The following is a 15,031-nucleotide window of genomic DNA, read 5'->3' on the forward strand; positions in this document are numbered from 1 at the left end:
AACAACCGGCGGGCATCTTTATTATATTATTTTAATGTCCAGAGACCTGTGCTGCCAGGCTTTCTTTCGTCTGTTGCTTTTTTCAGCAAGGTATCGCCGGCAGAGAGGTTGCCGAATATTTCAATGCCTGCATCTACCGTCATGCCCTGGCGTACATCCACCCATTCTGCCTGGCCCTGGTGTACTCTTATCACAAACTTCCTTTCCTGCGTAGTGGCTACGGCCGCAAATGGCACGATGAAAGAAGTAGTGCCGCGTTCCAGCGGCAGCTTTACATATGCAAACGATCCTGCTTTAAGTAAGTGATCACTGTTATCTACCTGGAACTCCCACAACTCCGTGCGGGTGCCGGGATCGATGGTTTCAGACTTACGGGTGAGCATAGCTTTAAAGCGCTGGGTAGGGTAGGCATCTACGCGGAAGTCGATGTTTTTTGAGGGGCTTGCGGCGGCGGTGTATATCTCGGGAACGGCTGCACGAAGACGCAACGTGCGGTTATTCTGAACGGTGAGCAGCATGGCATTGGTGCCTACGAGCGCACCGGGATCGGCTTTACGTGCGGTAATGATGCCATCAAAAGGCGCGGTGATATACAGGTAGCCGGAAACTTCTTTGTAGGACTGCGATTGTTTGCTGGCCGCAATGTAGGTGGAGCTGTCGGCCAGCATCAGATTGCGGCTGCGCTCCAGGTCTACCGGGGCAACGATGCCCGGTGTTTTCGCCTGTGATGCCCTGTAGAGGCGCTCATAATTATCCCTGCTGGAGGCCCATTTCGCTTTGGCGGATTGTAAAGCAGCTTCGGATTCGGCCAGGCGGCTGTTGATTTCCGGGGCTTCAATTACCGCCAGTGTCTGTCCTTTTTTTACGCGGTCGCCCAGGTCCACTTTCATGCTGCGCACAAAGCCCTGTACTTTGGCAAATAATTCAGCGGTTTCGTAGGGGATGAGTTCTGCCGGTAATTCAATTGTTTTTTTAACAGTGTCCTGCTTCAATAGAAATACCGGCACAGTATCCGCTGCGGTGCTGTCATTTTTATGCTCCGGTTGCTGCGGTGCGTTGCCGCAGGCTGCCAGTGTTATAACCAAACTGATAAACGCGATAGATCGCATATGATTAAATTTATTTTTTTAAGATTGTTTGTTGTGATGAATACTGTTTACATCATCCGGATCTAAAGATACCGCCACAAATTTCCTTCTTCCAACAATCAGCTGGTATACCTGCGGCAGGAAAAATAATACGCTGATGGCTGAAAACAATAGTCCGCCAATTACCGCGATGCCCAGTGGTGCGGTTTGATCGCCTCCTTCTGAAAGCCCTGCCGCCATGGGGATCATGCCTGCTATCATTGCGGCGCTGGTCATCAGGATGGGACGCAGGCGTGTTTCCGCTGCGCGGAGATGACCTGCCTCGATCCCTTCTTTCCGGTTATACTCTGCGCTGGTGATGAAGAGTACGGCGTTTGCAATGGCCACGCCCACCGCCATGATAGCGCCCATATACGACTGGATATTCAGCGTGTTACCGGTAATAAAAAGGAACAGCAGGGAACCCGCTACCACCGCAGGTATAATGGACAAGGTAGCCAGTGCCACGCGGAACGATTGAAAGTAAACGGTCATCAGCAGGAAGATCACAACGATAGCAATTAACAATCCAAACTGAAGACTGGTAAGCGTTTGCTGTAACAGCTGTGGTTGTCCGCGCAGCAGGATCTTTGCTCCATTGGGTAATTTACCCATGCCGGATATGATGCTGTTTATCTTATTAAAAACGGTTCCGGCATCCTGCCGGTGAATGTTTGCCGTGATGGTGATATAACGTTGCTGGTTGAGACGGTCGTATTCACCGGCAACAACGGTGCGTTTCCACGTAGCTATTTCACTGAGGTAGTGGGTGTTGCCAATACCGCCGGAGATGGGAATTGCTTCCAGTTGCGCGGTGCTGTTCATCCGGTATTCGGGGTATTGCACCTGTACCTGGTAGGCCGTTCCGGTGGTTTTATCGAGCCAGTAATTAGGCGAGGTAAAGCGGCTGGAGGAAGTAGCGGTAACAACAGAGCGGGCGGCCTGTTCGCCGGAGATGCCGAGCTGTCCGGCTTTTACGCGGTCTACTTCCAGCCTGATGGCCGGGTAATCCAGCGGTGTGGCAATTTGCAGATCACGCAGTGAAGGAATGGCCGACAGCTGATGTACCAGTTGCTGCGCTGTTTTCCTGCCCTCTGCGAGGTTGCGGTTTACTACGGCTATTTCTATGGGGTTGGTGCTACCGAGGTTCAGCACCTGTTCCACGATATCGCCCGGTTCAAATGAAACCGTGGCTTTCGGAATTTCTTTTGCAACGGCTGCGCGTAATTTCTCCCGGAAAACAGCAATCGGAATCACATCTTTATTCAACTTTATTTTTGTTACTGATTCATGCGGTCCACCTGTCCACAGGTGAATGTAGTTGACCGGGAAGCTGGAAGGTTGTGTGCCAATAAAGGCAGAAGTAATGTCGGTGTTCCCTTTGCCGGCAATGCTGTCGGACAGTCGCAACAGTTTCCTGGTTGCATCTTCCGTCCGTTCAAAACGGGTGCCTACGGGCATGCGTAAACGAACCTGCGTTTGACCGCTGTCGGTTTGCGGGAACAGTTCTGTGCCGGTAAAATAGAACAACACTCCCACGAGCAGCAATGACACTACCAGGAACAGGGTGGTAAGCCATCCGAAGCCGGTTTGAAAGCGTTGCCCGGTGGTGGTATATCGCTGTTGCAGACGATGATAAAAACCGGTGTCCTGTTGGGTTTGATGATCCTTTAGCAACCAGTTGGCCGCTACCGGCACAAAAGTTTGCGATAGCAGGAAAGAAGCTATCATGGCGAAGCCTACTGCCAGTGATAAAGGCAGGAACATGGCTTTGGGCACGCCGTTCATAAACAGGGAAGGGACAAATACCGCGAGGATGCTCAGGAGGATCAGCAGTTTTGGCGCTGCTATTTCCCGGCAGGCATCTGCAATAGCGCGTGCTTTATTTTTACCCGCTTCCTGGTGGCGGTGAATATTTTCAATGGTTACCGTGGCTTCATCTACCAGTATACCTACTGATAGGGCCAGTCCTCCCAGGGTCATGATATTAATGGTTTGACCGGCGAGGTACAACAGCGTAGCTGCGGAAAGCAATGCGAGCGGGATGGTCATAACCACGATGAGCGCGCTGCGCCTGTCGCCCAGGAAGAACCATACCATCAGGCCGGTGAGCAGTGCGCCGAGTCCGCCTTCAAACAACAGGCTTTTCAGGGAGTTGATTACGTACCCCGACTGGTCAAATTCGTAGGTTACTTTTATATCTTCCGGGATGGCCGCCTGCATATCGGGCAATGCGGCTTTCACCCGTTGCACTACCTCCCAGGTGGAAGCGTCGGCGCGTTTGGTTACCGGGATATAAACAGAGCGTTTACCATTGACCAGCGCATAGCTGGTTGTTACATCAGATCCCAGCGTAACGTTGGCAATATCTTTCACATATATCGCCGGTCCTGCGCCGGATTGCAGCGGTGTATTCTGCAGGTCCTGTAATGTTTCGATCACGCTGTTTTGCGGTGTGATGTAAGTAGTATCGCCGATGCGCACATTGCCCGCAGGAGAAATAGTATTGTACTTTGCGATGGTTTGTACCACCTGGTCCGGTGAAAGGTTATGCCCGCGCAGCTTTTCCGGATCTATGGTGATCAGCACTGTTTTCTGGTTGCCACCAAATGGTGGAGGGGCAGATACGCCTGGTAGTGTTGAAAACATAGGCCGCACGCGGAACAGCGCCAGATCTGATATTTCTCCCAGCGAGCGGCTATCGGAGCTGAATACGAGTTGTCCTACCGGCGCGCTGCCGGCATCAAAGCGTGTAATAAACGGCGGCACGGTGCCGGGAGGCATAAATGCCCTGGACCGGTTCACATAGCCTACTACTTCTGCCATTGCCTGGCTCATATCAGTGCCTTCGTTGAATTCTATTTTGATGAGGGCCGCGCCTTGTATACTTTTTGACTCCACGTATTTAACACCGGTGATGTATAGAAAATGGTATTCGTAATAAGAAGTAACAAAGCCTTCTACCTGCTCTGGCGACAAGCCGCCGTAAGGCTGTGCAACATATACCACCGGCAGTCCGAGGCGCGGGAATATATCCACCTTGGCGTTGCGGATGGAGAGGAAGGAAAAAAAGAGGATGGCAATAACAGCTACCAGTATGGTGACGGGATGCCTTAATGCCGAAATGATTAGTTTCATAAAGAATGGATCGTTATTTCAGTTTATCTGTAAAAACATTCAGGTTGCCATTTGCCGCAGCCAGCTCCAGTAAAGCATGCCATGCCTGCAGGAATGCGCCGGCTTCGCCTGTTTCTGCTTTCAGCAGTTCATATTGTCCCTGCATCAGGCGTGTAAAATCTACCAATCCGCTTTCATAGCTGAGTTTCAGTCCGTCGAAAGCGTACCGTGCGGCCTGCGATTGTATTAGAGCCTGGCGTGCAATCAGCAGGTTCTGGTCGTAATTAAACTGTGCGGTTTCCTGTTGCTTTTGCAGGTTCAGTTTTACCTGGTCCAGTTGTGCTTCATCGGATTTTAACAGTGACCGGTATTGTTTTTTCTGAAGATTTACCTGTGAAAACTGTAGTATCGGGAAGCTCAGCTGGATACCGGCGCCGTAGTTTTTATGGGAAAGCGACCAGCCGTCGGCCTTATTGATATTACCGGCGGCATCCACACCGGAGCCGCGGGCATAGGCATTTGCCCATAGATCCAGTTTAGGGCGCCATGCGCGTCCGGCTTCTTTCAGTGCTGCTTCACTTACTTCTTTTTTTGTTTGATAATACTGGAAAGAAGGATGTGCTGTAAGGTTGGTGGTAGTATCGGCGCCGGAGGGGAACTGGTTTATCAGCGATGTATCTGCCAGTAAAATGTTATCCGGTTTACCCGGCAGGTCTGCCAGGCGGCTGAGTTCCGTGAGTTGTGCATAGTATTGCCGTTGCGCGGTCATCAGGTCCATCCGGGCCTGTGCCAGCACCGACTGGAACTGTGTGGTATCAATACCGGGGCGTAGTCCCTGTTGAGCCAGCACCAGCGATTGCTGCAGGCCGGCCTGTGTGCGTTCAATATTGGACTGGTAGCTCAATAATAATTTCTGCAGGTATACCGCATCCAGGTAGGTGGATATAGCTAAGTACTGCTGGCGGAAGAGCGCTTCATTGTAATAGCTGCCTGCCAGTTTGTATTGGGCAGTGGCTTTTTCAACGGCGGCCTGGCGCTGGCCGAAGGTGAGCGGGTTCCATTTTACCAGGGCGGTTAATGCCGTACCCGGAACCGGGTCGTAGGTATTTCCGGCGGATGGCGGGCCGCTGATCGGTAAAAGCAAACCGGGATAACTCATGCCGGTAATATTGTTGTAGGTGGCGTATCCTGCCTGGTATCCTGCGGTAAGCTCCGGCATCAGTGAATTCCGGGCCATACGCACATTGTATTGTGCGGCCTGGGATTGCTGTTCCGATGCTTTCACCTGTGGCTGCGATTGTACCAGTGATAGTAACTCTTTGATGCGGATAGTTCTTTGCTGTGCTATACCAGATAATGACAGCGTGATGAAACAGCCGCTGATCAGCATCTTTTTATGGTAAACGTTCATTTATCAAACTGTTTAAAAGTATGGTGCCGGTCTTTCTGGTGGGAATTCTCCCGTTAAGATATTATAATCATTGGATATTTTTCAGCAAAAGTCCGATGCCTGCTGCTGCGAGGATGATCAACGGCTCCGGTACTTTTTTAAACCGCCATATTATCACCACTGTAATAATGGCAATAGCGATGGTATAGGCATCGGTTAAAGATCTTTTACCCAGCACAATCACTGCGCCCGAGATAGCGCCGATAGCAGCTGCGGTAACGCCATCTACAAATGCTTTGATACCGGGATGTTTCCCGTATTTCCTGAAATAGGGCGCCGGTACCACTGTAAAGATATAGGAAGGAAAGAAGGTGCCTAATGCGGCTATGCACGCGCCGGCAAAGCCGGCCACCAGGAAGCCAATGAATGCCACGGTGATCACTACAGGTCCGGGAGTGATCATGGCAACGGCTACCGCGTCCATAAACTGTTGCTCATTCAGCCACGCATGTTCCTTCACTACGCCGCCATAAAGGAATGGAACGATGGCCAGGCCGCTGCCGAAAACCAGCGCGCCTGCTTTCGTAAAATACAGCAGGAGTTGCCAGAGGGTGTTGCCCGATGTGGTGAGAGATATATTGAACAGGAGTGGAAATGATAACGATTTGATAAGATCTGCCGGCTTCTTTTTCAGGAAGGATATTTTTTTTCCGGGGGATTTCAACCACCAGTAAATAATACCCGCGCCGAGGAAAAGCCATACATTTTCATTTTCTTTCCAAATGGTGTAAGCAGCTGTAAGGAGATAGATGCCGGTCAGCCATTTATCTGCACCGATTGATTTACGCGTTAGCTTCCAGGCGCTCATGGCGATGATGCCTATGACGGCCGCTCCCACGCCATAGAATACGGCCTGCATCCAGGGGATTCCCTGCCATTGGGTATAGATATAACCCAATATCACTACGATGATAAATGATGGCAGCACAAATGCCAGTCCGGCCAGCGTAGCACCCAGGATGCGGTAATGAACATACCCGATATAAATGCCCAGCTGGGCTGCCAGTGGTCCGGGGGCGAGTTGCGCCAGTGCCAGGCCTTCTTTATAATCTTCTTCACTGATCCATTTGCGTTGCTCTACCAGGTCGCGGTGCATATAGCCGGCCAGGGCCACCGGGCCGCCAAAGCCCAAGGCGCCAAGCCGGAGAAAATAAAGCACCAGCTGTCGAAGCGTATAAGGTGTGGTATTCTGATCCATGCAGCTCAATTTGGCTGCAAAGTGCGGCAACGGGGTAGTAAAAAATAGAACGAAAACGAAGGTTTGGTATGGATTTTACTTTTTGATGAAGTTTTTTTGAGCGTTGGCGGCAAGGACTTTTAAACCGTTGACAGATAAGATGCTTTCAAAAAGGTGAGTATCACACTTAAAAGTGTACATACCAATAACATTGTTATGGTCCTGCAAATTTGCATAAAAATTTATACATGCAAAGCAGGATGAAACGCACCCTTTATTTATTGGCGTTAGGGGTATTTGGTATTGCTACCACGGAGTTTGGCGTAATTGGCATATTACCGCAGATAGCCTCCCATTTTCAGATCACGGCAGATAAGGCCGGTTGGCTGTTGAGTGCTTTCGCACTTGTAATTGCCGTATTCGGACCGTTTATGACCTTATTGTTTTCAGGCGTGGACCGGAAGAAAGCGATGGTGTTTGTATTGATGATTTTTACCATCTCGAATATCTTGTCGGCGCTGGCAACTAATTTTCCTTTATTGTTGTTTGCGAGAATATTACCTGCATTTTTGCACCCCGTATTCTGGTCTATTGCTTTGTCTGCCGCTGCGGGCGCAGTACCTGCAGCAGATTCGCCCAAAGCAGTGGGAATCGTTTTTGGCGGTTTTACCATAGCGAGTGTATTGGGCGTGCCGTTGTCCACATTCATAGCGGATGTTTTTAACTGGCAGGCCTCCTTTGCTTTATGCGCCATAGTAAACGGATTTTCCCTGCTTGGTTTATGCTTATGGTTGTCGCCAATGCCGGTAAGTGTAAAGGCAACCTTTGGTGACCAGGTAAAGATTTTAAAGAAACCGGTATTATGGATACAATTGCTGCTGGCTTGTTTGATGGTATCTGCCATGTACGCGAGCTATGGTTACCTGGCCGTTTATCTGAACAGCATCACCGGAATGAATGGCCGCGAAATCAGTGTTATGTTGCTTATTTTCGGAATCGCGGGCGTTGGCGGCAACTGGCTGGCAGGCAAAATGTTGAGCAGGAATATTCCTCTTACCACTATTGTGTTTATATTGTTGCTATCGCTGGCTCATTTGCTGTTGTATATAGCCGGCGGCTTCTTTATCCCGATGGTGATGGTTATTATTGTATGGGGATTTATTCATACCGGTGGTTTCCTGATCAGTAATATCAATGTCACATCCGCGGCGCCGGAGTCACCGGAGTTTGTCAACAGTATTTTTACTTCCTGTGGTAACCTGGCGGTTACTATAGGCGCCACGCTGGGAGGTATGACTATTGCCAGGGCAGGGGTACAGTATGTAGCGTATACGAGTATTATTTTGCTGGGGCTGGCCGGGGTGGTATGGGGTTTTTCAACATTTAAGTATATAGAGAAGAAAGGAACTGCAACAGAAAAAAAGTAAAAAGGTATGAAACTTTTAATTGTATTGTTTAGTCTTACAATATTGATCAGCTTTTCTTGTAAGCCGGCCAAGGAAAGTAAATTGGGGAAAGAGCTAGTGACTGAAAATTGCATCTCATGTCATAATTATTCAGAAGCGAGGTCAATGTATGGTCCATCCATATTTGGTATGAAGGAAATGGGCACTGTATTTAAAAAGATATATGAGAATATGCTAAAAGATACCAATCATATAAACATGTCGAAAGACTTTACATTGAGAGAGAAGGATAGTATTTATAAGTTTATCATGTCTCAGGAACGTAGTGTTAGAAAGTATTAAGAATATATGAAAAGATCTTATTTCATCATCATGTCGTTGTTTTTTGTCTATTGTCTTATACACTGCAATTAATATTGAAGGAGCGGGCATGAATCTTTATCCTTGTTCATGTTGCGGGTTTAAGAACAGATAATCCGGTCAGCCGTAGTATCCCCGGGAAGTGTCTAACTTCCGTGAGTACCACAAACCGACCGAATAAAAGATGCAGTATTTTAGCGTGTACAAGATCGCCTCATTCCTCTCTCTCCTCCAAATACTCCCTGTAAGCTTTCGTCGCCACAGCATTAAGCTTCGTCTTATCCACTATATTCTTTCCCTCCATCCAATACATAAACACCGGCTCAAAATTAATTTTAGCAGGATCCACGGAATAAGGTCCGTTCAAAACATATTCCCAGTCGTCGCTGCCATCAGTTTTGAAACGGTACAATATCAGCGACACGGTAGGTTGTACCTTCACGCGCGATACCTGTTCAATAGCTGTCACGGTATAGTCGTCGGTCAGGTAATTGGCGATGTAACTGCGCCCTAGCAGCTCCTGGGTAAGCAGAGGACGGATGTATGCCAACTGTTTTTGTTGCTTTAATTCCCCGATGAACGAATAGCCTGCGCTATAATCCGAGAGAATATTGCGAAGGATTTTATCGTTTACTTTGATGCCACGGCTTATTAACCCGCGTGCGCCGAGGGCGCAGAGCGACATCGTGGTATCTGCCAGGAGTTCGCGGAAGCTTTCAGTGGCGGAAGCAGGCATTCCCGGTAGAGCAAGTATCCGGCCTGTATACAGCAAGTCGTTTTCCCAATACCAGCTGCTATCTGAATCAGCCTGGCGGGTTTTCCATTTTTGCAATTGTTGTTTAAACAGTTGTGTTGTCCCAGGCAGGAGACGTTCAGGCTTATATTGACTGAACCGGGGAGCGTACCATAAGGAATCATCGCTGGTGTAGGCGGTAAAGGCGTACAGAAAAGTCTCCGACCGGCTGGCAAGATTAATCATGGCTGGAAGGTACTTTTCATACAGACTGTCATTCCTGAATGAAAAAGCAAAGATATTCCGGGGAAAGGGTGTATTGGCCGGCAGTTCGGGAGCCAGGCGCAGAAAGGTGAGGACAGCCGAATCTGAAGGAATACTGTTTATAAAGCGTAGTATATTTTTGCGTTGCTTAATGCTCTCTGTGGTAGCAAATAGTTTCTCGGCTGCATGTACGACGGTATCGCCGGTTGCATTTTCCAATGAAAGCAGCAACCGCACCTTTGCATTGCTGGCGCCTGTATCTGCAGGAAAAGGCTTGTTTAATGCACTTATAATAGGTCCAATGTCCGAGCTGTCGGGATGCAGGTTGTTCAGGTAGTCACTGGCTTGATAGAATACCGATGTATCGGAACTTTGCAGATCCTTCAACAGCATGGACAGCTTCTTCTGCTGCAGGTGGAGGGTATCTACCCGTTCCCGGCTGCCCGGATGAAAAGAAGCAAAGTATTGCTGGGCATATCCTGTGGCAGCCAGTTCTTCCGGTACAATTGCTGACAACCGGTAAATGGTATGGCCGGCAATCACTGCCTTCCGGTAAAACCGCAGGCCGGTATTCCGGTGTTTCAGATCAACTTCGTATACAGATAAACCATCCTGCGAATACTTCCGGCTGCCCATCACAACAAAGGTCGTGTCTATGCTATGTATGTAAGTTTTCAGAAGACTGTCAGGCTTGTTGTGATAATAAGGAGCATATTTTTCTATCTCTATCAGGTATGTCGAAAGAGAAGCACTATCCATCGATGTATAATAGTTGCCATCAACAAACGATGCACCATATTGGTGTTCGAGAGGTCCACCGGTAAACTTATCTGGTCCGGCTACTGTAAAGCTGCTGTCTGCAGGTGCAAAAGTCACGATCGGGGCGTGTGGTTGCAAAGGAAGAATATGAAAGCCGTGGAGGAAATGTTGCCAATAGCTGCTATCAGTGTGAGCGGCATCATAAGTTGTGAGCAGGCAATATGCTAAATTCCCTCTGGGAATATAATGTAAGCGGGAAATAAAACCGTTGTTATGCTGATAGGTAAGCTGGTACTGCGGAAGGCCATTCTTTTCCGTTAAAACAGAGTCGGTCAGCTGTAATGTGCTGTCCTGCTGCAATATCGACGTTCGCAGGTCTTTCAGCACCTGTTTATCATCTGTATTATAATATCCCCTTTGCATTTTTTCCACCCGCAGCACATAAGAGATATTATGAGCGTTATCCAATGCAGAATACACTTCTTCGGGCCGCATGCCTTTCTTGTTACCAATATTCAGGTGATTGTGCTCCGATGGCAGAAATACGGAAAATCCCAGTTGAGGTTGATACAGCGTATCATATCTGGTTTCTGACCGCACAATATCATAGAAACGCACCGACCGGAAAAAATCTTTTCTATTACTACTGTCCGCTATCTCCGAGCTGTGCATAAATAAAAATGCCCTGTTGTTGATAATGAAAACCCGTACATAGAAAGGGAGGTTCTTCTGCAGCAGGATGGCCTCTGTGCCTGCGATGTTGCGGTAGGTGATGGGATAGGATTTCTGCAATACCGCATCATCCTGCGCTGCCATGTTAGCGATCATAGATTGTACCAGCTGTCGCCGGTCTGTCCCCAGTTGGGGAATGTCCATCGAAAAGGCAAATCCGGCTTCCACGTCGTTGCCTCCAACGAACATTTTACCGTTTACACCGGGCAAAGGATATACCACAGGCACACCCGGTAACACAATGCTGTAACCATTTGCCATCCTGTTTAGTGAGTATCCTTTCAGGCTGTCGAGCTGTTGACGCTGGCGACGTGTTTCGCCGGTGAACTTAGCGCTTACCGGGGTAACAGTATATCCTTTTTCACGAAGTAAAGATAACATGCCTTTTTCACCGGGTAAATGGGCTACGCCTACTGCGGCGAAAACGCTGTTTTTATTGAGCATCGACACAAGGTTGCTCACCATTTCCTTGTTCCGGACTTCCAGGCTGGGGCCATCCTCCGGATCTTCCCAACCATTCACGAGCTTTGATATCTTCTGCAAATCACCCTCGTAATACAGGTCAGCGAGTTCATTAAGGTGGGTTACCCGTGCTTCGAGCCGGTCGGTTCTGTCTTTCGCATCAGCCTTACCGGAAGGCTGGTAGCCAATGCTCCACAAAAATATTTCCTTCTGTGCATCTGAAACATTAGCGCTCATAACACCCAGCTGGTTTTGTACCCTTTCAAGGCTATGTACAGGTTTATTAAGCCTGGTTGCTTTCTGATGTAACCATCCGTCCAGGAAGATGTTCTCCGGTTTTTGGTTAGGACCCGCATTTTTATTGAGTTCCCCTTCTTCATCGACGAGCAGTTTTTCAAGAAACCATAAGCGTTTTAACTTCAGTTGCTCAAGGGGAGAACCCGTCTTTTCCCTTACCAGGCTATCTACATAGTGGTACTCCTCGTTGTTCAGTAAGTGCCGCATATGGTTAACGGTATCCTGCAAGGGGCCTCCGGGTGATAACATATACGCCAGCATTGAATCCATATCCACTTCCATGGCAAAAGCTGAGGCGTTACGTAATGCCGTAAGCACGGAGTCACTAAACTCAAACACGCGCCTGTCAGTAAGGTGCATAGTGCCAAAGAGGTACGAGGGGGCATGCAGGCCGGGGCCATCAATGCGCCAAAGCAGTTGATAATTTGCCCTGTTGTTGGATTGGGCATGTAAAAAGGCTGTTTGCATAAGCAGGGCTAACAGCAGGGTTATTGCTACGGGTACAAAATGCCCGGCATTTTGAGGCCGGCGCCGGGTACAGGAATTAAACATGGCGCAAATGTAATAATGTTGCAGCATGTTTAAAATCGAATAAAAGTTGTATTTAGAAGATGCTATTTCTATCACCGTGCCACATAAATAATAAGTCCCCGGCCAGCAGCCGGGGACTTATTATCTCAATACAACGTCCTCATACTCGCCGCATCAAACGGCTTCAGCTGATCAAACTGCTGCTCCCTCACCTTCTTCACCCAGTTAGGATCATGCAAAATTGACCGGCCAACCGCTACCAGGTCAAAATCGCCCCGTTCAAAACGACGTTCCAGTTCGCGCATATCCGTAACCACGTCTGAGTTCTCACCGGAGAAAGCGCCCATTACATCGCCGGAGAGGCCTACGGAACCTACTGTGATGGTAGGCTGACCGCTCACTTTTTTAATCCAGCCGGCGAGGTTCAGATCGGACCCTTCAAACTGGGGTTCCCAGTATCTTCTTTGCGAAGCATGGAAAATGTCTACGCCTGCTGCTGCGAGTGGAATGATCCAGTCTTCCATTTCTTTTGGATTGTGCGCCAGCTTTGCGTTATAGTCGGTGGCTTTCCATTGTGATACGCGGAGGATGATCACCAGGTCGGGGCCTGCAGCGGCCCTTATGGCTTTCACGATGGCTGTTGCAAAGCGGCTTCTCTCTTTGATGGTTTTGCCGCCGTAGTCGTCGGTGCGTGGATTGGTTTTGTCCCAGAAGAATTCGTCGATGAGGTAGCCATGTGCGCCATGGAGTTCTATGGCGTCGAACCCGGCTTCTTTGGCCGATTTGGCGGCGTTGGCAAATGCGGCGATAGTAGCTTCAATATCGCTTACCGACATGCTAGAAGGGTTTTCTATCGGCGCAGCCGGTGTCCATCCGCTCATGCCGGGAGCGTCGCCGGTATGCCATAGCTGCGGTGCAATAACGCCCTGTTGTGCATGTACGTGCTCCACTACATTTTTCCATGCTGCCAGTGCGGCGGTTCCATAAAAATTGGGAATGTCTTTTTCATTCTTCGAGGCCGGCCGGTCGATCACGGTGCCTTCGGTGAGGATCAACCCCACTTCTCCGGCGGCGCGGCGTGCGTAATAATCAGCTACTGCCTGGGTGGGTATGCCATCCGGCGACGCCGCGCGTGTCATGGGCGCCATCACAAAACGGTTTTTCAGGTGAAGACCTTTGTATTGAAACAGTGTAAAAAATGATGCGTAATTCATTGAATATTTCTTTTACGCAAAGCAACAACCAAATGCTTAATTTTACAGCGGCTTTGAATCAATACCAGTTACCTTAAGGTAAGTACAAATGAAAGATAAGATATTAACGAAATACAGCGATTGCCCGATCAAACGGTCAAAATCAATCATCGGATCACGGTGGAAACCTATTATAATTTACGCATTGCGCAACCGCAAAATGCGCTTCGGTCAACTGCATGCTATTATAGGCGATGTATCTGCAAAGGTGTTTGCGCAATGTTTAAAGGAACTGGAAGCGGAGGAGATCATTCTCCGTGAAACATATACAGATACCCAGGCCCATGTAGAGTACAGCCTTACATCAAAAGGCGAGGGCCTTGTGCCGATTATTGTATCCCTGCTGCAGTGGGAATGGAATAACTATGAAGTAAGGCCTGTATAAAGAACATATTAGTAATTATCACCCTGTTTTAACGTTTGGCAGAAGCTGTCTGTACCAGAAATTATTGTTCCCATCTTTCCCATAAATCCCGAAAATCCCTGCCAGCCAATGTTTTCACTGCTCTCTACCGGTGTGTAATAATTTATAATTATAGCTAATACGAATTTATTTATAAAATAATAATATTTGTTACTAATTTATGCAGCAAAATAGATGGCCATTGCCTTTGGGAGACCTGGCTTTTTTCTAGCCATATAAATTGTATTCCACGATATGATTTATATAAAAGAAGAGATATGAATATACCAGATGCTGAATTAGTAGTGCGGTTACAAAACCACGAAGTAAGCGCCTTTGATAGTTTGTATTGGAAGTATCACGGGGCTGTATACCGGAATATTTTCAAGTTTGTGAAAGATGATGTGGTAACAGAAGATATTCTCCAGGATGTTTTCGCACGCCTGTGGGAAAAACGGCAGGATATCGAGCCAGACCAGTCTGTAAGCGGTTGGCTGTTTGTGATCAGTTTTAATATGTGTGTATCTTTTGTAAGGAAAAAGCTGCGTGAACAGGCTTTCCATAAAAATATCTTCCAAACCGATACGGATGATGCGGTAGCCATTGAGCGTAAAAATATCGATGAAGAACAATATCATTTACTGGAACAGGCGATTTCAAAACTATCTCCTAAAAAAAGAACCATCGTAACCCGCTGTAAACTGGAAGGTAAAACCTATGAAGAAGTAGCCAATGAACTGAACATCTCCCGTAATACAGTAAAAGAACACCTGTCTGCCGCCATGATCAAGCTAAACGACTATATGCAGCGCAATGGCGACCAGAAATATATTGTGCTCCTGATGCTGTTCCTGAGCTATCCTGATTCATAAGCAGATGAACCTATTTCATATTATCTTTTAATTAATATTTTGTTTTTTCAAAAAAAGTTCAAAAACGACCCACCCATTTTTATTAACT

The 15,031-nt window shown here is 48.1% G+C and carries 9 protein-coding genes; 3 read left to right on the forward strand and 6 right to left on the reverse strand.

Features of this window, described 5'->3' with window-relative positions; genetic code table 11:
• Positions 1–26: 26 nt before the first annotated feature.
• The 4 genes from AB6805_RS14275 to AB6805_RS14290 all read right to left on the reverse strand — a co-directional run bounded on the left by AB6805_RS14275 (position 27) and on the right by AB6805_RS14290 (position 6,892).
• The gene (locus AB6805_RS14275; protein ID WP_370910100.1) at positions 27–1,109 is read right to left on the reverse strand and encodes an efflux RND transporter periplasmic adaptor subunit; all 1,083 of its coding nucleotides are present in this window, start codon (positions 1,107–1,109) and stop codon (positions 27–29) included.
• Between the two features lie 18 nt (positions 1,110–1,127).
• On the reverse strand, positions 1,128–4,265 hold the full coding sequence (locus AB6805_RS14280; RefSeq protein WP_370910101.1) for an efflux RND transporter permease subunit: 3,138 nt from the start codon (positions 4,263–4,265) through the stop codon (positions 1,128–1,130).
• 13 nt (positions 4,266–4,278) lie between these two features.
• On the reverse strand, positions 4,279–5,655 hold the full coding sequence (locus AB6805_RS14285; protein ID WP_370910102.1) for a TolC family protein: 1,377 nt from the start codon (positions 5,653–5,655) through the stop codon (positions 4,279–4,281).
• 67 nt (positions 5,656–5,722) lie between these two features.
• Positions 5,723–6,892, reverse strand: coding sequence for a chromate transporter (locus AB6805_RS14290; protein WP_370910103.1), 1,170 nt, complete (start codon positions 6,890–6,892; stop codon positions 5,723–5,725).
• Positions 6,893–7,119: 227 nt separating this feature from the next.
• Between AB6805_RS14290 and AB6805_RS14295 the strand changes: the two genes are divergently transcribed.
• Positions 7,120–8,298, forward strand: coding sequence for an MFS transporter (locus AB6805_RS14295; RefSeq protein WP_370910104.1), 1,179 nt, complete (start codon positions 7,120–7,122; stop codon positions 8,296–8,298).
• Positions 8,299–8,851: 553 nt separating this feature from the next.
• Here the strand turns inward: AB6805_RS14295 and AB6805_RS14300 are convergent.
• Together AB6805_RS14300 and AB6805_RS14305 are read right to left on the reverse strand one after the other, a co-directional pair.
• Complete coding sequence (locus AB6805_RS14300) at positions 8,852–12,463, reverse strand: TraB/GumN family protein (RefSeq protein WP_370910105.1); 3,612 nt, start codon at positions 12,461–12,463, stop codon at positions 8,852–8,854.
• Positions 12,464–12,561: 98 nt separating this feature from the next.
• Positions 12,562–13,629, reverse strand: a complete 1,068-nt coding sequence (locus AB6805_RS14305) for an NADH:flavin oxidoreductase (RefSeq protein WP_370910106.1) — start codon at positions 13,627–13,629, stop codon at positions 12,562–12,564.
• Positions 13,630–13,717: 88 nt separating this feature from the next.
• Here AB6805_RS14305 and AB6805_RS14310 point away from each other — a divergent pair, with 88 nt between their 5' ends.
• Complete coding sequence (locus AB6805_RS14310) at positions 13,718–14,053, forward strand: winged helix-turn-helix transcriptional regulator (RefSeq protein ID WP_370910107.1); 336 nt, start codon at positions 13,718–13,720, stop codon at positions 14,051–14,053.
• A 296-nt stretch (positions 14,054–14,349) separates the two neighbouring features.
• Positions 14,350–14,943, forward strand: a complete 594-nt coding sequence (locus AB6805_RS14315) for an RNA polymerase sigma factor (RefSeq protein WP_370910108.1) — start codon at positions 14,350–14,352, stop codon at positions 14,941–14,943.
• Positions 14,944–15,031: the final 88 nt, after the last annotated feature.

This window comes from Chitinophaga sp. RCC_12 (assembly GCF_041360695.1).
Taxonomy (GTDB): Bacteria; Bacteroidota; Bacteroidia; order Chitinophagales; family Chitinophagaceae; genus Chitinophaga.